This window comes from Embleya sp. NPDC020630 (genome assembly GCF_044334985.1).
Lineage (GTDB): Bacteria > Actinomycetota > Actinomycetes > Streptomycetales > Streptomycetaceae > Embleya.
Genome location: NZ_JBIRUB010000001.1, coordinates 113,540 through 132,383 on the forward strand (window position 1 = coordinate 113,540; position 18,844 = coordinate 132,383).

Genomic DNA, 18,844 nt, shown 5'->3' on the forward strand with positions numbered 1-18,844 from the left:
GTGCACGGCCCCCGGCCGATGCGCCACGGCGGCCCCATGCATACGCAAGGACATCGATCACCATGACCACCCTCGTCACCGGCGCTCGCGGCAGTGTTGCCCGCGGCGTCGTCACCCGCCTCCTCGCCGCCGGCCGCGACGTGCGGATCGCGAGCAGCGACCCGACCGCCCTCGATCCGGCCCCCGGCGTCCAAGCCGTCCGGCTGTCGCTGCGCGAGCCCGGCGCCGACGCCGCCGCCGCGCTGCGCGACGTGCACAACGTCTTCCTCTACGCCGAGGCCGCCGGCATCGCCGACTTCCTGGCGGTCGCGCGTACCGCCGGGGTCCGGCACATCGTGCTGCTGTCCTCGGCCGCCGCCGCCGCGCCCGACCCCGCCGCCAACCCGCTCGCCGCGAGCCACCACGCGGTCGAGGTCGCCGTCGCCGAATCCGGCCTCCCGTACACGGTGTTGCGCCCCGGTGCGTTCGCCGGCAACACGATCGGCTGGAAGTACCAGATCCTCGGCGCCGGCAGCATTCAACTCCCGTACCCCGACGCCCAGCTGGCCCCGATCCACGAGGACGACATCGCCGACGTCGCCGCCGCCGTGCTGCTCGCCGGCGACCGCCTCGGCGAGACGATCGACCTCAACGGCCCCGAATCGATGTCCTTCGCCGAGCAGATCGCGATCCTGTCCGATGTCCTCGGCCACACGCTCCCGTTCGCCGAGGTGAGCCGCGAGGAGGCGCTGGCGGGCCTGACCCGGCACATGAACGAGGGCTACGCCGAGGCCCTTCTCGACCTGTGGCAGCACGCCGTCGACCCCGAGCCCGTCTCCGGCGCCACCGAGGCGATCACCGGCCGGCCCGGGCGCAGCTTCCGCACCTGGGTCCTGGACCACCGCGAGGACTTCGCCGTACTCGCCGTCCCGCGCGGGTAAGTCGCCTGCGCAGAGCCCGACATGGGTACAAACCCACCGGTCGGACGGACATTCCGCCCGACCGGTGCACGCTTTGGTGGGGTTCTCGCTCCCACGTTCCCCACAGGGCCTCCGCGCTGTCTACCCTGCTGTCCAGACCGGCCGTTTACCGAACTCTGGACGCACATGACCGTCGCGCTTCACACCGGCGCGGGTGCCGCAATCGAGGTACGCCGCGCACTCCAGGCTGATGAAGCCAGGGACGTGCCCGCCCATACGTGGGTCGGCCCGATCGTCCGGGTCCGCCCGCAGGGCGAACGGCACTACGAGGACGTCGCGTACATCGACGCGGCGCCCACCGACGGCATGGGCAGTTCCCCCTCGCGGCATCTGGTCCTGTGGGCCGACCGCGCCCGCCGACAGCGGATCGCCGCGGTGGGCACCTACTCCGCCGCATCCGACTACGCGGTCTACAGCATCACCGGACCGGCCGGGGAGCACCTGGCGACGGTGCATCGCGAGCAGGGCAGCATCCGCCGACTGCGCCGCACGTCCTGGACGATCCGCCCGGCCGAGGGACCGACGCTGCACGCGGCCAAGGGCACCACGTTCGGCTGGATCGCGTGGTGGGCCTTGTCCCCGTTGTGGGGGCTGATGATGGCGGTGGCCGTACTGGGCGGCAAGGCACCGAGGTTGCCGCTGCGCACCATCTGGCGTCACGACGGCAGGCGCGTCTTCGAATACCTGGGCAGCGTCGGTACCACCGACTCCTACGAGTTGCCGCCGGGCCACGTCGACTGCCGGATACTCCTGGCCCTCGCGGCCCTGCACAACAGCCACCCGGGCTGGTACGACCGCCTGTAGGGCGTGGCGGTACGGTCGCCGCGGGCCCGGAGCGGCAACCACGCTCAGGCGTCGCTCGGTTGGGGGGCGGGGGTCCACGCGGCGACGAGGTCGAGCAGGCCCGGGAAGCGGTGGTCCAGGTCGTCGACGCGGACGTGGCTGCGGCGTTCCAGACCGTACTGGCGCTGCCGGATCAGGCCGGCCTCGCGCAGGGCGCGGAAGTGGTGGGTGAGCGAGGACTTGGGTTGGGCGAGGCCGAACCAGCCGCACGTGTGGTCGAACTCGGTCGAGTCCAGGAGCAGCGTGCGCACGATGCCCATCCGGAGCGGGGTGCTCAGCGCACCCATGACCACTTCGAGGCGCAACTCCCCGGCCGCAGGCTCCGGCAGCGGCTCGGGGGCGTCGTCGGGGACCGGGCGGACGACCGCATTGTGGACCACTGGGCATCTCTCCTCGCCGTGGGCGGCCGGCGCCGGCCGCTGCTGTACGAGTTGCATCGTACTGCACTTCATGTTCGAATTCACTCGTACAGTCAGTACGACTCGATTCGTACAGCCGTGTCCTGGGGGTTCCATGTCACCGACCGACGTCCGCCCTGCGCCCGTGCCCGCCGCGCCCACCTCCGTCCCGCCCGCGCCTCTTCCGCCCGCGCCCGTGTCGCCCGCCCGGATCCGGCTCGCCGCCTGGCCGGTGACCGCCGTGTTCGTGCTCTCCAACGCGGCGACCCCGCTCTATGTCGTCTGGAGGCGCGAACTCGGCTTCTCCTCCGGCACGTCGACCGTGATCTTCGCGGCCTACATCGTCGGCCTGCTCGGCGCGCTCACCGTCGCCGGCGCGCTCTCCGACCGGATCGGCCGCAAACCGGTACTGCTGCCCGCCCTCGGTCTGGCCGCGCTCGCCTGCCTCGTCTTCGCCACCGCCGCCTCGGTGCCCGCGCTCGTCGTCGCGCGCCTGCTCACCGGCATCGCCGTCGGCGCGACCGTGTCGGCCGGGATGGCCGCGGTCGCCGATGTCGCCGGGGCGACGCACCGGCGGCTCGGGGCGTTGGCGGCCTCGTCCGCGATGGTGCTCGGCGCCGGGCTCGGGCCGATGCTCGCGGGCGTGTTGTCCGAGACCGTGCCCGGGCCGACGACCACCGTGTTCGTGGTCGAGGCGGTGCTGCTCGCCACGGCGTTCGTGGTCGTGTACCGGCTGCCGCTCGCCCGACCGGTCGCCGCACCCACCGCCGCCCGGTGGTTCCGCCTGCCGTCCGTGCCCGCCGCGAATCGCGGCCAACTGCTTCTGGGAATCGCGGTGTTCGCCCCCGGCATCACGGCCACCTCGTTCGTGCTCTCGCTCGGCCCCGCCCTCCTGGCCGACCTCCTCGACACGTCGAGCCGGATCGTCGCGGGCTCCACGGCGTTCGTGATGTTCGCCGCCGCGACCGGCGTGCAGTTCGCGGTGCGCCGGTGGGCGGTTCGCACGGTGCTGCGCGCAGGGGCCGCCGCGATCGCCGCCGGCATGATCGTGCTGATCGCCGCCGTTTACCTCGCGTCCGCGCCCCTGTTGATCACGGCCGCGATCCTCGCCGGCGCCGGTCAGGGCCTCGGCCAACTCGGCGGCCTCACCCTCCTCGGCGCGCATGTCCCGCGCGAGCGCGCCGCCGAGGCCAACGCGGCGCTGAGCGTGGGCGGTTACCTGCCCGCCGGCCTGCTTCCGGTCGCTGTCGGCTACCTGAGCGACGCGGTGGGCCTGCGTACCGGAACCACGGCGTTCGCGATCGCCCTGATCGGCGCGGCCACCGTCGCGGCGGTCCTGGTGCGGACGAACCGCGCGGCAGGGGCACGCGGTTGAGGCCGCGACCCGGATCGGTCGAGCGACACGTCCGTGCGGAAACACCCTCGACTGCCCCAGGATTTCCATTACTTGACCCGAATCCGGTTGGTTCCCACGCGCATCGAACGTAGGTTGGTCGGCGTCGTTCGATCACTACGGGGGCAGTGGCGCGCGGCGCCCGCGAGCGGGTCGCCCCGCATCGAACGGGCGGGCGCGCCTCGCGTCCACCTCGGCGGCATCGGTTCGCCGTCTCCCCGAACGTCGTACGCACACGACGTCCTACGGGGAGGCGATCGGGGATGGGCAAGACGAAGACCGGCCCGAAAGGCGGCGATTCGGGCGCCTCGGGCACCGGCCACGACACGACCAAGCCGAGCGGCGGGGCACCGACCGCGACCGTACCCAAGGCACCCAAACGTCCCGGCGGCGACACCGGCGGCGCCCCCGGCGGCCCGCCGGCGACCACCACCGCCAAGTCCGGCGCGCCCGCCGGACCGCCGCCCAGGGGCGGCAACGGCTTCAGCCACAAGCCGGAACACGTCGAGTCCGGCGCCCGGGGCATCGACGCCTCCGCCGCCCGGATCGAGGCCGCGCATACGAAGTTGAGCGGCGTACTCCAGGCCAAGGGTTCGTTTTGGAACAAGGACAGCCTGGGCCAGACCTTCGGCAAGGTCTTCGAGCCGCTGTCCACCGGCCATTCCCGGGCCGGCGGGGCGCTCCAGCAGGCGGTCGCCAAGACCGCCGGGAACGTGCGGGTCAGCGCCAAGAAGACGGCCGCCACCGAGGAGGCCAACCTCAAGAAGTTCGGGCAGCGCATCGACGGCGACCCGAAGAAGATCGGCGACGCCGAGCGCGACGGCAAGGGCCCGTCGGGCAACGCCGCGCAAAAGCCCGGCTCGAACCGCACCCCGGTGTACTTCGTCGACGAGAACGGCCGGGTCCATCAATTGGTGAACGGCCAACTCGTGCCCGTCACCGCCGGTGGCACGAACAGCGGCATCGACCGGGTGCTCAATCCGGACGGCACGATCAAGGTCAAGATCAAGACCGACGACGCCGGCAATCCCGATCTCACCCCCAAGGGCAAACCGAAACGTGTCCCGGTGCCGGGTGGCAAGGGAAGATACAAACGGTTCTCGAAGGAGCAGGCGGACGACGGCGCCGGTCCGCGCACTCCCGTGCAATCGCAGCGTCTGGAACACCCCACGGATCTGTCCCAGGCGGTGGAGGACGTGCGTCGGGCGGGCAACGACTACGGCGGGAACAACTATGCGTCGCTGTACTATCGGGACCCTTCCGGACAAGCCGCCGGAGACTTCATCCTGGTGGGCAGCAGCGGCCAGAACGGCGGTCACTCGGAACGAGCGATCGGGTTGCCGATGGTGCACAACGGCATGCAGAACGATGTGACCCGGCTGTATACCGAACGTGCGCCCTGCCAGGTCTTCCCGCAGACCGGCGGGGCCGGCTGCGACCTGTGGGTCGACATGCATCTCAACGGTCCGGGTCGCAGCTCCCCGCTGGAGGTCAGCCACGTCGCGGACTTCGATTCGAGTCGGCTCGACGGGGCGGACCGCAACGGTCCGTTCAACCTGTACATGTTCGACCTGGAGCAGCAGCACCGGGCCGGCAACACGAGTCCGCTCGCCGGTGTATACACGTACCGGTATCCCTGAGCCCGACGCTGGAGTAGTGGATGATCTTCGACATCGACCGGGGCCGGCTCCTGGAGGCGTTTCCCGAGCGACGGGTCGTGCGTGCCTCACGCGCCGCGCTCGCCGGGGTGGAGGCTCGGGCCGAGGATCTGGACTTCCTGTGCGACGTGGGCCTGCCGCAGGGGCTGTTCCGGATCGCCCCCGCGCTGGCCGGCGAGGAGGGCGCACAGCCATCGCGGCTGCTGGATCTCGGCGATCCGGACGAGGGTGTGGACCTGCCCGAGCTGGACGGCGTCGGCCCGGTACTCCTGCTGGGCGGAATCCAGTACTGGTACGTCTTCCTGCACCTGGAAACCGGCCGGATCCACGCGTTCCCGGAGGACGGGGCGGACTACTGCACGATCAACGGGGATCTGTCCTCGCTGTGCACCATGTTGTGCCTGCTGGAGCAGGAGACCCCGCGCACCGCACCGGGAACCCGGGGCCCGAGCAACGACGAATACGCGCATGTGGCCGACTCCGTTCGGGCCCGGATCGAGCCGCGCGACCCGCTTCCCTGGCAGGGGGACAGCCTGTGGGTCTTCTATTTCGGCTCGTACGTCGACGGCCTGTATCCACTGAGCTGAGCGATCGAGCCGAGCGATCGGGAAGGAAACCCGCACCGCCATGAACGTCGACCTCTCCGCCGACCTCCACCAGCGCTTCGGCCGGGACGGGCTGCGCACGTACGCGTCGCCGGACCTCGACGGCCTGCCGCTGCCCGTGCAGGTCGGCGCGTACTTCATCGCCGCGGAGGACGAACACCCGCTCACGATGGGGGCGTTCGCCGATGCGGTCGGTGAGGTGCTGCCCGATGCCGGGCTTCGGGACCGGGTTCGGCTCGGGACCGACCAGGGGGCGGAGCTGTACGTCGCCGGCGACGGGTCGGTGCGGGCCATGTTCCTCGGCGTCGACCTGCCCGCGATGTCCGTGGCGAGCAGTGTGGAGGCGTTCGCCGACGGGTTGTTGACGCTCGATCAGATGTTGCCCCGGATCGCCGCCGTGGACGAGCCGATGGAGGGGTTCCCGCTGTACCGGGAGCTTCGCGAGACGTTGACGGCGGCCGATCCCGCCGCGTTCGTCGAGCGCGAGGCATGGTGGCCCAGGGTCCTGGACGACGTGCGACTCCCGCTGAACATCGGCAGTTCGGCCGCCTTCGAGATCGTGGACGCCGGCGGCGAATCGAAGATCGTGACCGAGTCGTCGCGCCCGGGGCTGCCGCATCCGGAGGAACTGCTGTGGTACCGGCTGGCGGCCGCGGGAGTGGACGCCGAGGACGTTCGGCGGGTCTACTGCGAACTCGAACCCTGCCTGATGCCCGGCCACTACTGCGCGCTGTGGATGGGCCGCCTGTTCCCCGACGCCGAGTTCACCCACGGCTTCGGCTACGGGGAGACCGCGCAGTCCCGGGAGGACGGCGTACGGGCGCTGATGACGCACATCGCCGAGCAGGCGGGCAACCACTGACGGAGCGCCACACCGACCGGGCACGGTACGAGCGGCACACAGCGCTACGAGCGGTGGGAATCGGGGGACGGAGACCGTGGTCGACCAGGACGGGCATCGGCTGCCGCACATGACGGGTGGGCGCCACCTCGCCGCCCGCGCGCTGCTCGGTTGGCTCGACGATCCGCGCTCGCCCCGATTGTGCCTGGTCGGCGGCTCGCCGGGGGTGGGCAAGTCGCACCTGCTGGCCTGGCTGTACGCGGCCACCGCCGGGCACGACACGCCGCCCGCGCGCCGACTGCACGCGTTCGTCCCGGCCGGCGGATCGACCCTGCACGGGGTCACCGTCGAACTGGCGCGGCATCTGGGGATCGCGGCCCGGACACCCCGCCACCTCGTCGCCGGGACGGCCCTGGACCCCCGGCGCACGGTGATCACGATCGCCGATCTCGACCACGCGGGCGTGCCGGGACGCCCTGGGGAGGGCGCCCGGATCGTCACCGAGCTGCTCGACCCGCTGCTCGACCTGCCGCACGTACGGCTGCTCGTGGAGTGCGCGGACGCCGCGACCCGGGCCGCGTTCACCCGGGTCGCGGGGCCGGCCGCGCTGGATCTGGACGAACCCAGGTGGACCCATCCGGGCCGGTTCGCCCGCTGGTACGCCGAACTGCTCGCCGCCGCACCGGGCACGGCGCCGCTCGACGCCGAGGTCGCCTACCCGCACCCCGGCCTGGCCCGGCTCACCGCGCGGGTGGACGGGGCCTCGGCGCCGCCCGCCTTTGCGGTTTCGGGGGTCTCGGCGGTCTCGGCGGTCTCGGCGGTCGACCCGGCCGGCGCGGCGGAGCGGTTCGCCCGGATCCACCGGGCGTGGTGGGCGGGCCTGGGCGAGGACGTGCGCTCGGCGGTGGCCGCCCTGTACGGCCTCGACCTGCCGCTGACCGCGCGGCAGTGGGCGATCGCCTGTTCGACCTTGTATCCGGGCCCGGCGCCGGGCCCCGGCGGCGCCGCGACGGATGCGCCGATCGCGGCGGCGACCCGCGCGCTGCCCCCGCTGCTCGACGGCGGCGACACCTGGGCGCTGCCGGCCGGGCCGCTCGCCGACTTCGTGGCGGGGCAGCGCCGGGAATGCCGCGATCCCGGCCGGGCGGCCCGGGTGCACACGGCACTACGGCGGGACGCGGACGCGGGCATCGTGGACCTGGCCGGGCTCTACGACGCGGGCGAGGAGCGGCTGTCGGCGATCCTGGAGCACAGTGTGCGGATCGGGGACGCGGCGGCGCTCGCGGTCGACCCGATCGTGCAGGCGCTGGCCCGGCCGCACGTGGTGGCCGGCGCGCTGGTGGCCACCGGGCAGTGGGCGGACCCGGCGCAGGCGGCGTTTCGCGGCGCGTACGGCGCGCTGGTCGCGGAGCCCGCGCCGGGGATGCGGGCGGCCCTGCTCGCGATGCACCGACTCGGCCGCGACGACGACGCCGCGCGCCGACTCGCGGACCGGGCCGCGGCGCCGGGCTGGCGGGCCGAGTGGGCCCGGTGGAGCGAGGGCGACCCGCAGCGGCCCGACCGGTGGCCGGGACCGGTGCTCGCCGCCGCATCGGGCCGCGGCGCGCTGGCGGGACAGGCGCTCCTCGTGGACGACACCGGCACGATCCGCACCGTGCGCGGCGCCGACGGCGGCATCGTCGGCCGGGTCGGCGCCTCCTTCGGGCCGATTCCGCTGCGCGCGCTCGCGAGTACCTACGGCGGCCGGGTCGCCACGCTGAACCGATGGGGCGGCGTGGACGTCCTGGACGCCGCCTATCACGGCCCGCGCGGCGCCTTGGAGGCCGGATTCCAGCGCCTGGTCAACACCTGCGGTGCCGAGCCGACCGTGCTGTGCGCGCATCCGCTGCCCGCGCTCGGCGACGCCGAGGGCGCCGTGTGGTGCTACGCCCCGGCGCCGACCCCGGCCTCCGCCCCGGCCGGCGACGAGCCGCCGCCGCGCGGTGTGTTCTCCGCGCCGCTGCACACCGGCCCGGTCACCGCGCTGGGCGCGGTCCGCACCGGCACCGCCGGAGCGCCGACGCTGGTGATCAGCGGCGGGCGCGACGGCCGGGTGCGGATGTGGAGCCCGGGCGCCGAGCCGGGCCCGGACGCGCTGGACGCGCGCGCCGCCCCGGTGACCGCGCTCGCCTGCGAACAGACCACCGATGGCCTGCTGATCGCGGTGGCCTGGGCGGACGGCCCGGTCCGGCTGCGCCGACCGGGCGACGACACGACGGTGGACCTGAACCCGGGTCTGCCGGTGACCGGGATCGCGGTATCGGTGGAGGGCCACATCGTGCTGGGCACGGCCGCGGGGGTGATCGGACTGCGCCTCGAACGAGCCGCCGGATGACGGTTGTTCGGATGTTCGGCGCGGGCGTGGGACGGGCCGACCCGGCCCGAAAAGCATGTACAAGGCCGGAATCGGTGCGTAGCGTCGACAGGACGCGCCCCGCCGGTTCGGGCGTGGGCGACGACGACGGGGGTCGACTGTGGGCATCACCGTACCGGGCTATCTGGACACGGCACTGGACGTCATCGGGATCGACTGGCCCAATCTCGACGAGGACGAGTTCAAGGAACTGGCGGTCGCCTACCGCGAGTTCGCGGACGAGATCGACGAGGCGCGGGCTGACGGCAAGAACGGCGCGGCGTGGATCCTCTCCGGTACCAGCGGGATGGCCGCCGAGGCGTTCGAGGCGCACTACGGCAAGCTGAACAACGAACATCTGCACGACCTGGCCGAGGGCGCCCGGATGTTGGCCAAGGCGCTGGACGCGGCGGCGGTGGTGATCGAGGTGGCCAAGGGCAGAGCCATCGCCCAACTGATCATCCTGGCCGATGCGATCGCCGCCGCCGCTGCGGCGGCCACCTTCACCCTGGGCCTGTCCGCGATCGCCGGCCTGGCCGAGGTCGGCATCGTGCGCACCGCGGTCAAACGCATCTTCAAGGAACTCGAGGAAGAGCTGATGGCCCGGGTGATCGAGATCGCCACCGCACCCGCCGTGGCCGCTCTCGAAGGCACCGCCAACGAACTGCTGTCCCAACTGGTGGAGAACGAACTCGGCGCGCGCAACGGCTACGACCTGGACGCCGCGATCGACGCCGGCAGGCAGAGCGGCCGGGACGCCATGCCGACCGCGTCGAGCATCGTCACCACGCTGAACCCGGTGGCCTGAGCCGGGCGGTCCGAACCGGCTCGCGTCGGCGGCCCGCACGGGCGACCCGACCCGGTCGCCCCGACCCGCCGAGGCGTGTCCGAACGTCCGTTCGCGCGTCTTGACTTCGTGCCGCTCCGTCGGGATCCTGCCGGCGGGGCGGCATCGTCACACCGCGCCCTGCCGCAACCACCGAGAGGAACCGCGGATGAGTCGCGACCAGGGCGGGGCGTACGCGTCGGCGTACCGGCGAAGCCTCGACGACCCGGACGGATTCTGGCTGGCGGCGGCCGAGGCGATCGACTGGATCACCGCGCCCACCCGGGCCCTGGACGACTGTGCCGCGCCGCTGTACCGCTGGTTCCCCGACGGCGTGCTGAACACCTGCTTCAACGCCCTGGACCGGCACGTGGCGGCCGGCCGCGGCGACCAGGCGGCCATCGTGTACGACTCGCCCGTCACCGACACCCGGCGCCGGTTGAGCTACGCCGAACTCCTCGACCTGACCGCGAGGTTCGCCGGCGTGTTGCGCGGCCTCGGGGTCGGCAGGGGCGATCGGGTCGTGCTCTACCTGCCGATGGTGCCCGAGGCGGTGGTGGCGATGCTCGCCTGCGCCCGGCTCGGCGCGGTGCACTCCGTGGTGTTCGGCGGCTTCGCCGCCCACGAGTTGGCGGTGCGGATCGACGACGCCCGGCCCACCGTGGTGGTGGCCGCGTCCTGCGGCATCGAGCCGACCCGCACCATCGCCTACAAACCGCTCGTGGACGCCGCCCTGGCCGAGGCCACACACCGCCCGGACCACGTGGTGATCCTGCAGCGCCCGCAGCTCACTGCCGAGTTGACGGACACCGACCTCGACTGGCACACCGCGATGGCGAGCGCAGAGCCGGTCGCGTGTGTGCCGGTGGCGGCCACCGACCCGCTCTACATCCTCTACACCTCCGGCACCACCGGCCCGCCCAAGGGCATCGTCCGGGACAACGGCGGGCACGCGGTGGCGCTGCGCTGGTCGATGGAGAACATCTACGGCGTGCGGCCGGGCGAGGTGAGCTGGACCGCCTCCGACGTGGGCTGGGTGGTCGGCCACTCGTACATCGTCTACGCGCCGCTGCTCACCGGCTGCACCTCCGTGCTGTACGAGGGCAAACCGGTCGGTACCCCCGACGCGGGCGCGTTCTGGCGAGTGGCCGCCGAGCACCGGACCACCATGCTGTTCACCGCGCCGACGGCGTTCCGCGCGATCCGCAAGGCGGATCCGGAGGGGAAACTGCTCGCCGGACACGATCTGTCCGCCCTGCGCGCCCTGTTCCTGGCCGGCGAGCGCCTCGACCCGGAGACCTACCGCTGGGCCGGGGACCTGCTCGGCGTGCCCGTGGTGGACAACTGGTGGCAGACCGAGACCGGATGGCCGATCGTGGCCGACCCGATCGGCCTGGAGCCGCAGCCGACCCGGCCCGGCTCGCCGACCCTGCCGGTACCCGGCTACGACGTGCGGATCCTGGACCCGGACGGCGTCGAGGTGCCGCCCGGCACGGACGGGTCCGTGGTGCTCAAACTGCCCATGCCGCCGGGCACGTTGACCGGCCTGTGGGGCGACGACGCGCGTTATGTCGCCTCCTACCTGACCGCCTTCCCCGGCCACTACCTGACCGGCGACGGGGGGCGCAAGGACGCCGACGGCTACGTCTACGTGATGGGCCGCACCGACGACGTGATCAACGTGGCCGGACACCGGCTGTCCACCGGCTCGATGGAGGAGGTCCTGGCGGGCCATCCGGACGTGGCGGAGTGCGCGGTGATCGGGGTGGCCGACGAACTCAAGGGCCAGGTGCCGCGCGGCCTGGTCGTGCTCAAGGCCGGCGTGGACCGGGAACCGGCCGAGGTCGCCGAGGAGTTGGTCCGCCGGGTCCGGGACACGATCGGCGCGGTGGCCGCGCTGCGCCGGGTGGACGTGGTGCCCGCTCTGCCCAAGACCCGGTCCGGCAAGATCCTGCGCCGCACGATGCGCGACATCGCCGACGGCAAACGACCCGAACCGCCGTCCACGATCGAGGATCCCGCCGTGCTCGACGCCCTGCGGCCAACGCTGGTCGACGAGTAGCAGCGGCGGATCGCGGCGCGATCAGTTCGCGTAGGACGCGCGCGGCGGCGACTGCGGGCCCAGCGGCCCGGCCAGCCAGGTGTCGTACAACCGCTGCCACGACCCGTCGCGCTTCATCCGCTCCAGCAGCCCGTTGGCGAAGCGCACGAAGTCCTCGTGCGCCAACGGGAAGGCCATGCCGTGCGGTTCGTCGCTGAACGCCGGCCCGACCACGACGGTGTCCGAGTCCTGCGCACGCAGTCCGTGCAGCAGCGCGGAGGTCGTCGAGACCGCGTCCACCTCGCCCTGCTGCAACGCGACCAGGCAGTCCGTCCAGTTCTCCACCGCGTAGGGCAGCACGCCCGCCGGATCGTCGCGCAGGAACACGATCGAGGTGGTCGCCCGCACCGTACACACCCGCCTGCCGCGCAGATCGGCGAGCGAATGCACGTCGGAGTCGCTGCGGACCAGCACCCGCTGGCCGTCGGTGTAGTAGTCGCTGCTGAACGCCACCTCGTGCTTGCGCTCGCACGTGATGGTCATCGTGTCGATCACCACGTCGACCACCCCGGACCGGAGCACCTCGGGCCGCTGGGCCTGGGTGATCACCTTGTACCGGATGTGCGCGGGGTCGTCGGGGCCGCCGAAGATCGCCTGCGCGAGGGTCTTGGCCATATCGATGTCGAAGCCCTGGATCCGGCCGCTGCGCCGATCCAACTCGGCGAAGTAGCGGGTGTTCTGGTCCACCCCGACGATCAGGTAGCCGCGCCGCTGGATGGTCTCCATCGTCGACCCGGCCGGCATGCGACCGCCGGCGGGCAGCGGGTCGGGCGGGGCCAGGCTCCGGCGCGGGTCGCACGGCGCGGCGGTGGACGGTTTCGGGTAGTCGTCCGGGCCGGCCGGATGTGCTCCCGAGACGACCGGGTCGGCGGCGGTACGGACCTCCGCCGGCGGCGCGCCCGACGAGCCGGTACAGGCGGCCAGCGTTGCGGCCAGGGCGACGGCTGCCGCCGCGGTCGCCGTGCGGCGGGCTCCCCAGTGCATGCCACTCCCCGTGGGCCGGTGTTCGCGAGTGCCGGTGCGGTCCGATTATCGATCGGATCCGCCGGAAATCGGGACCGACTGCCCAAATAATGGGGGGTTCCCTCGGTGTGATCGATCAACTTTTGGAGCGCGTGTGACCAGCTATGGCATCACCGGGCACATCAACCTCGCGGCGGGAACGGCGCCGTTGGTCGACCGTGCGCTCCGGGACCTGCTCGCCGGTGTCGCGCCGGACGAACTGGTCGGCTACAGCTGCCTGGCGGCCGGCGCGGACGCGATCTTCGCCCGGGCCGTGCTCGACCTGGGCGGCAGGCTGGTGGTGGTGCTGCCGTCGGCCGACTACGGCGAGTCCAGGGTCGGCGCGGCCTATCGCACGACCTTCGATCACCTGCTGGCGGAGGCCGACGAGGTTCGGGTGATGCCGTACCCCCACGCCTCGCGGGACGCCTACGCGGCGGCCAACGAGAACCTGATCGCGGCGGCCGACGTGCTCTTCGCCGTCTGGGACGGCCGGCCCGACGACAACCGGGGCGGCACCGCCGAAGCGGTGACCCGGGCCCGCGCGGCCGGCAAGCAGGTCCACGTGGTGTGGCCCGCAGGCGCGGCCCGCGCTTGAACGGGCGGGGACGATGAGGGAGTTGCCCACGATGGCCGTCCGGATGTTCGAGCACGGCGGGTGGGGCGGTACACCTGATCCATGAAGACTTCCGGGTCGGCTCCCGTCTCCGTCGGCATCCACGAACTCGCCTTCCTGGCCGGTGGCCCCGGACGCGTGGTGGACACCACGATCGTCGGCCTGCGGGTCCGCGAACTGCTGCTCGTGGCCCGGGAGGGCCGGTTGACCGCGACGGCGCGCGTGGGGGAGGGGCCGATCGAGGACACGATCCTGGCCCTGGTGCCGGCCGAGAGCGGAGCCGATCTCACCGAGGTACGGCTGGCCGCGGCCGAGGCTCCGGCGATCCTCGCGGTGCGGGGTCGCCTGGTCGCGGCCGGATTGCTGCGGCGGGCTACGCGACCGTTCGGCCGGCGGGGGATGACGGTGACGCCGGCCGGTGTGCGGTGCCTGGGGGCGGCGCGCAGGGAGTGGGGCCGGGTCGACTGGGCGGGGGAGGGCCCGCCCGACGTGATCGGGGGAGCGGCGCTGTTCGGGCGACGCGGGCTGCACGACGACGAAACGGGCGCCGCCTTCCGTTTGTCCGACGCGCGGATCCGGCGGCTGCGGGAGGGGAAGCGCCGCAAGCGCCCGGCGGACGAGGGTGGGCGGGAGATGTACGACCCGAGCAGCGGCTACAGCTCCACGTTCCGGAACTACGGCAGCTACCCGGATACGTCGGGCAGTTGCGCCGGCTCGTACTGAGCCCGGAAACGGGCCCGCCGGTCGTCGGGTGGACGACCGGCGGATCGCGGGTGGCGCGTGATGGGACCTAGCGGGGTGGACCTAGCGGGGTGAGTCCGCCTCGGTGGGGTGGTGGGGGGTGGTGGCGAGCGGGGGTACGCCCTGGGGGGTGCGCTTGCGGGCGTCGATGACGGCGAGGACCAGCGTGCCCAGGCCGGCGAGGCCGGCCAGTACCGAGATGCCGGGGAGCACCATGCCCAGGATCGTGTTCTGGGCGTCGCGCCACGCGGAGTCAGTGAGCCGGAACAGCCCTATTCCGACGGCGGTCACCCCGAGCAGCGCGATCACCGCGTGCCAGAGCAGCGGATTGGCCGGACGCTGCTCGGGAGTGGGGCGCTGCTCGGTCAGGCCGAGCGGGAAGGGCAGGCCGGAGCCCGGTTGCGGGGCCGACGTCGCGGCGGCTGCGGGAGTCGCGGTCGGGAGTGGCGGTGCGGCGACCGGTGGCGCGGGGGCGGGCAGCACCGTGGTCGCGCCCACCGGGCTCGCGGGCGGATGCTCCACCTTGACCGTCTCGGCGCCGGCCCCCGCCGGTGCGGGGCCGTCGGGCTTGCGCGGGACCTTGACCGTCTCGGCGTTGTTGCCGCGCCGGACGACCGGCACCTTGACCGGCTCGCCGCCGTCGTAGCTGCCCTTCGGCTTGCCCGACTCGGGCGCGGGCGGCGCGGGATCGGCGGCCGGCGCGTCGTCCTCGTCCTTGCCGATGCGGACGGCGGGCACCGCCACGGGGGTGGTCGCGTCGTCGTCCGCGGCCTTTGCTCCGGCCTTGCCCTTCGGCTTGTCGTCGCGCGCGGCGGGTACGGGCGTGGTCGCGTCGTCATCGGCGTCGTCCGCGTCCGAACTCGCCTCGGTGGCGGCCTTGGTGGGTTTGGCCTTGCCGCTTCGCGCCGCCGGGGTGGCGACGGGCGTGGCGTCGTCCTCGGCGGCGCTCGCGCCCGAACTCGCCTCGGTGGGCTTGGCCTTGCCGTCCCGGACCGCTGGTGTGGCGACGGGGGTCGCGTCGTCTTCGGCGTCGTCCGTGTCCGAACTCGCCTCGGTGGCGGCCTTGGTGGGTTTGGCCTTGCCGCTTCGCGCCGCCGGGGTGGCAACCGGGGCTCCGTCGTCCTCGGGCGCTTCCGTGTCGGAAGCCGCTTCGGTGGCGGGCTTGGCCTTGCCGACCTTGTTGCCTCGTGCCGCCGGGGTGGTGACGGGCGTTGCGTCGTCCTCGGGAGCGTCCGCCGCGGAACTCGCGGCTGCCGTGGGCCTGCCGGGCTTGCCGCTGCGGATTGCCGGGGTGGTTACGGGAGTTGCGTCGTCCGCGTCGTCATCGTTGTCGGCCGCCGAGTTGCCCGGCTTCGTCTTCGTGGCCTTGGCCGCCGGTCGAGCGGGCTTGGCCTCGGTGTCGTCGGCCGCCGCATCGGGCCGGTCCGCCTCGTCGGCCGTCTTCCGAGCCGCCGCCGCGCCGGTGCGCGGCTTGGTCTTCCCGGTCGCCTTGGCCCCCGCGGCCGGCGGCGGCGCCGCAGGTGCCGCGAGCGCGGCCAATGCCGCGACCTCGGCCGTCTCCGGCTCCTCCGCCGAGTCCGAGCCGTCCGAGCTGTCCGAGCCGTCCGCGTCGCCCGGTTCCACCGTGTCCGCCTCGTCGGCGTCCGGTATCTCCACCTGCTTGGCCGAGGCCGCTGCCGCCTCCGCCGCGTGGGTCGCGAGCAGGGCCGCCGTCGCCTTCGGCAGCCAGTCCGTCGCCGGGTCGGCCGCCGCGAAACGGGCCACCAGGTCGGCCGCGGTGGGTCGCGCGGTGGGCCGCTTCTTCAGGCAGTCGGTAACGATCTCGCGCAGCCAGTCCGGGAGTTCGGTCAGGTCCGGCGTCTCCCGGACCACCCGCTGGGCGAGTTCGGCGGCCGACCCCGTACCGAACGGCGCCACGCCCGCCGCATGGCAGAGCACACCGCCGAGGGCGAACACGTCGATCGCCGGACCGATGGACCCGCCGGTGACCTGCTCCGGCGCGGGCAACCCCGGTGTCTCCACCACGCCGGTCCGGTTCAGCCCGGCCGCACCCAGCGCCCGGGCCAGCGCGTAGTCCGCCACCCGGGGCCCGTCGGCGGCAAGCAGGACGTTCGCCGGCTTCAGGTCACGGTGCGTCAGTCCCGCCTCGTGCACGGCCGCCAGGCCCTCGGCCAACCCGGCACCCAGCACCCGCAACGTCCGCTCCGGAAACGCCCCGTGCGCCTCGATGGCCGCTTCCAGGGACGGGCCCGCGACATGCTCGACCACCAGCCACGGGGGCGTGCCGTCGGCGTCGGCGTCCAGAACGTGGGCGACATGCGCGCCGCCGACCTCGCGCGCGGCCGCCATGTCCGTACGGAACCGTTCGAGGAACTTCTTGTCGGCCGCCAGGTCCGACCGCACCAGTTTGACCGCGACCTGCTCACCACCGGGCGCACGACCGAGGAAAACGGTCCCCAGGCCGGCCCGACCGAGTCGGGCCGACAGTCGGTACCGCCCGACAACCCCGGGATCGCCCGGCTTCAGCGGATCCATGACTGCCGCCCCCTCCACGTACGTACGTTCTGTGCCAAGGCGGGGAGTGGCCCCAGGGCATGCCGACGGCCCTGTCGGTCTCGCCTCCCCGCGGACTTCGCCGCAGCCTACCCCTCGGGTCGGGGTGTCACCGAGGACCCGGACCGCCCCGTCGATCTCCTGTTACCGACTCCGGACGGGCGCCGGAACAACGGCACATGTCCGGATTCCGACGTTCTGCCGGACCGTGTGGGCACACTGGCTTCGCGGCAACCACACCCCGATATGACGAGGGAGTCGGACCGATGGCGATCGTTCTGGGGCCGAATCGATATGGCAAGGCGGAGGTGCGCCTGGCCCGGGTGACCCGGACCACCGCGACCGATCACGAACTGTGCGATCTCGACGTCTCGGTGTCCCTGTCCGGCGATCTCGCCGACACCCATCTGCGCGGCGACAACGCCCGGGTGGTGCCCACGGACACGATGCGCGCCGTGGTGTACGCCTTCGCCCAGGACCGACCGCTGCCCCCGATCGAGGAGTTCGGCCTGCGCCTGGCCGGACACTTCGTCGACGCGCACCCCTCGATCGACACCGCCCGGGTGCGCCTGCTCGAATACCCCTGGGTCCGGATCGCCGGCACGCACGGTCCGCACCCGCACGCGTGGACCCGGGCGGCGGGGGCGCGCTGCGCCGGGGTCGTGCACGGACCGGAGGGCGTCGAGGTCTGCTCCGGCCTGGCGGACGTGGCCGTGCTCAAGTCCACCGGATCCGAGTTCCACGGCTTCCCGACGGACCGTTACACGACGCTCGCACCGACCCGGGATCGCATCCTGGCCACCACCGTGCGGGCGCGTTGGCGCCATCGCCGCGACGGCGACCCACCGGCCGACTGGGACGCCTCGTTCCGCGCCGCCCGGGACACCCTGCTGCGCACCTTCGCCGAGACGCACAGCCTCTCGCTCCAGCACACCCTGTACACGATGGGCGAGGCGGTCCTGGCGGAGCACGAACACCTGGCCGAGGTACGCCTGACCCTGCCCAACCGCCACCACGTCGAGGTCGACCTGAGCCCGTTCGGCCAAACCAACCCGGGGGAGGTGTACCAGGTCACGGACCGGCCGTACGGCCTGATCGAGGGCACGGTCCTGCGCGACGACGCCGCCCCGGCCCTGGCCGACCTGCCCTGGGAGTAGCAGCCACGGGCCGCGACAGCGGGTGGCCCGGCCTGCCCCGCTACGCCTTGCCCGCCGCCACGACCCGGCCGGCGCGCATCGCGACGAGATGGTCGGCGTAGCGGCACGCGTGGTTGAGCTCGTGCAGCACCATCACCACGGTGCGCCCGTCGGTGCGGTTGAGGTCGGCGACGAGTTCGAGCACGTCGACCTGGTAGGCGGGGTCGAGGCAGGTCGTGGGCTCGTCGAGCGGCAGCACCTCGGTGTCCTGGGCGAGCGCCACCGCGATCCATACGCGCTGCCGCTCGCCGCCGGAGAGCTCGTCGATGGAACGATCGGCGAGGGCGGCGGCGCCGGTGACCTGGAGGGCACGGTCGACCACGGCTTCGTCGGCCGAGGACCACTGCCGCCACCAGCGCTGGTGGGGCGTCCGGCCGCGGGCCACGAGGTCGCGCACCGCGATCCCGCCGGGCGCGCTCGGCGTCTGCGGCAACAGGGCCAGGCGCAGGGCGTGTTCGCGCCCGGGCAGGTCGGCGATGTCGCTCCCGTCCAAGTGCACGACGCCGGCGGCCGGTTTGAGCAGGCGGGCCAAGGCGCGCGGCGCGGTGGACTTGCCGCACGCGTTGGGGCCGACGAGCGCGGTGACCTTGCCGGCGGGAACGTGCAGGTCGATGTCGTCGGCGACGACGCGGTCGCCGTAGCCCAGCCGCAGGCCGCGGCCGGGAGCGGGGGAGGCGTCGGCCGTCGCCTTCCCCGCTTTCGGCATGCGTCGGAGCGAGC

Annotated in this window: 16 protein-coding genes; 12 read left to right on the forward strand and 4 right to left on the reverse strand. The window is 73.2% G+C overall.

Going from position 1 to position 18,844, the window contains the following annotated elements:
* The first annotated feature begins 62 nt into the window (after positions 1-62).
* Both ACH4XV_RS00460 and ACH4XV_RS00465 read left to right on the forward strand, forming a co-directional pair.
* On the forward strand, positions 63-920 hold the full coding sequence (locus ACH4XV_RS00460) for an SDR family oxidoreductase (RefSeq protein WP_395785673.1): 858 nt from the start codon (positions 63-65) through the stop codon (positions 918-920).
* A gap of 165 nt (positions 921-1,085) precedes the next feature.
* The gene (locus ACH4XV_RS00465; protein WP_395785675.1) at positions 1,086-1,763 is read left to right on the forward strand and encodes a hypothetical protein; all 678 of its coding nucleotides are present in this window, start codon (positions 1,086-1,088) and stop codon (positions 1,761-1,763) included.
* Positions 1,764-1,807: 44 nt separating this feature from the next.
* Here ACH4XV_RS00465 and ACH4XV_RS00470 read toward each other — a convergent pair whose 3' ends face one another.
* Complete coding sequence (locus ACH4XV_RS00470; protein ID WP_395785677.1) at positions 1,808-2,182, reverse strand: ArsR family transcriptional regulator; 375 nt, start codon at positions 2,180-2,182, stop codon at positions 1,808-1,810.
* Between the two features lie 133 nt (positions 2,183-2,315).
* Between ACH4XV_RS00470 and ACH4XV_RS00475 the strand changes: the two genes are divergently transcribed.
* The 7 genes from ACH4XV_RS00475 (at position 2,316) to ACH4XV_RS00505 (ending at position 11,977) form a co-directional block, all read left to right on the forward strand.
* A complete protein-coding gene (locus tag ACH4XV_RS00475; protein ID WP_395785679.1) occupies positions 2,316-3,575 on the forward strand; it encodes an MFS transporter in 1,260 nt (419 codons plus the stop codon).
* Positions 3,576-3,856: 281 nt separating this feature from the next.
* On the forward strand, positions 3,857-5,233 hold the full coding sequence (locus ACH4XV_RS00480) for a hypothetical protein (RefSeq protein WP_395785681.1): 1,377 nt from the start codon (positions 3,857-3,859) through the stop codon (positions 5,231-5,233).
* Between the two features lie 20 nt (positions 5,234-5,253).
* Positions 5,254-5,838: an SUKH-4 family immunity protein gene (locus tag ACH4XV_RS00485; protein WP_395785683.1), complete on the forward strand. Its 585-nt coding sequence runs from the start codon at positions 5,254-5,256 to the stop codon at positions 5,836-5,838.
* A 40-nt stretch (positions 5,839-5,878) separates the two neighbouring features.
* Entirely contained in the window at positions 5,879-6,718 is an 840-nt protein-coding gene (locus ACH4XV_RS00490; RefSeq protein ID WP_395785685.1) for a nucleic acid/nucleotide deaminase domain-containing protein, read from the forward strand.
* 76 nt (positions 6,719-6,794) lie between these two features.
* Positions 6,795-9,071, forward strand: a complete 2,277-nt coding sequence (locus tag ACH4XV_RS00495; RefSeq protein ID WP_395785687.1) for a hypothetical protein — start codon at positions 6,795-6,797, stop codon at positions 9,069-9,071.
* A 139-nt stretch (positions 9,072-9,210) separates the two neighbouring features.
* On the forward strand, positions 9,211-9,897 hold the full coding sequence (locus ACH4XV_RS00500; protein ID WP_395785689.1) for a hypothetical protein: 687 nt from the start codon (positions 9,211-9,213) through the stop codon (positions 9,895-9,897).
* Between the two features lie 187 nt (positions 9,898-10,084).
* Positions 10,085-11,977 (forward strand): propionyl-CoA synthetase, encoded by a 1,893-nt coding sequence (locus ACH4XV_RS00505; protein ID WP_395785691.1) that lies wholly within the window; start codon positions 10,085-10,087, stop codon positions 11,975-11,977.
* Positions 11,978-11,998: 21 nt separating this feature from the next.
* On the opposite strand, the gene ACH4XV_RS00510 is transcribed toward ACH4XV_RS00505, so the two are convergent.
* A complete protein-coding gene (locus ACH4XV_RS00510) occupies positions 11,999-13,000 on the reverse strand; it encodes a glutamate ABC transporter substrate-binding protein (protein WP_395785693.1) in 1,002 nt (333 codons plus the stop codon).
* 133 nt (positions 13,001-13,133) lie between these two features.
* Here ACH4XV_RS00510 and ACH4XV_RS00515 point away from each other — a divergent pair, with 133 nt between their 5' ends.
* Entirely contained in the window at positions 13,134-13,616 is a 483-nt protein-coding gene (locus ACH4XV_RS00515; protein ID WP_395785695.1) for a hypothetical protein, read from the forward strand.
* Positions 13,617-13,697: 81 nt separating this feature from the next.
* A complete protein-coding gene (locus tag ACH4XV_RS00520; RefSeq protein WP_395785697.1) occupies positions 13,698-14,357 on the forward strand; it encodes a TIGR04222 domain-containing membrane protein in 660 nt (219 codons plus the stop codon).
* Positions 14,358-14,438: 81 nt separating this feature from the next.
* Here the strand turns inward: ACH4XV_RS00520 and ACH4XV_RS00525 are convergent, their stop codons facing one another.
* A complete protein-coding gene (locus tag ACH4XV_RS00525) occupies positions 14,439-16,910 on the reverse strand; it encodes a protein kinase (protein ID WP_395785699.1) in 2,472 nt (823 codons plus the stop codon).
* Between the two features lie 284 nt (positions 16,911-17,194).
* Here ACH4XV_RS00525 and pucL point away from each other — a divergent pair, with 284 nt between their 5' ends.
* Positions 17,195-18,085, forward strand: coding sequence for a factor-independent urate hydroxylase (gene pucL, locus ACH4XV_RS00530; protein ID WP_395785701.1), 891 nt, complete (start codon positions 17,195-17,197; stop codon positions 18,083-18,085).
* Positions 18,086-18,125: 40 nt separating this feature from the next.
* On the opposite strand, the gene ACH4XV_RS00535 is transcribed toward pucL, so the two are convergent.
* A complete protein-coding gene (locus ACH4XV_RS00535; protein ID WP_395785703.1) occupies positions 18,126-18,830 on the reverse strand; it encodes an ABC transporter ATP-binding protein in 705 nt (234 codons plus the stop codon).
* Between the last annotated feature and the right edge of the window lie 14 nt (positions 18,831-18,844).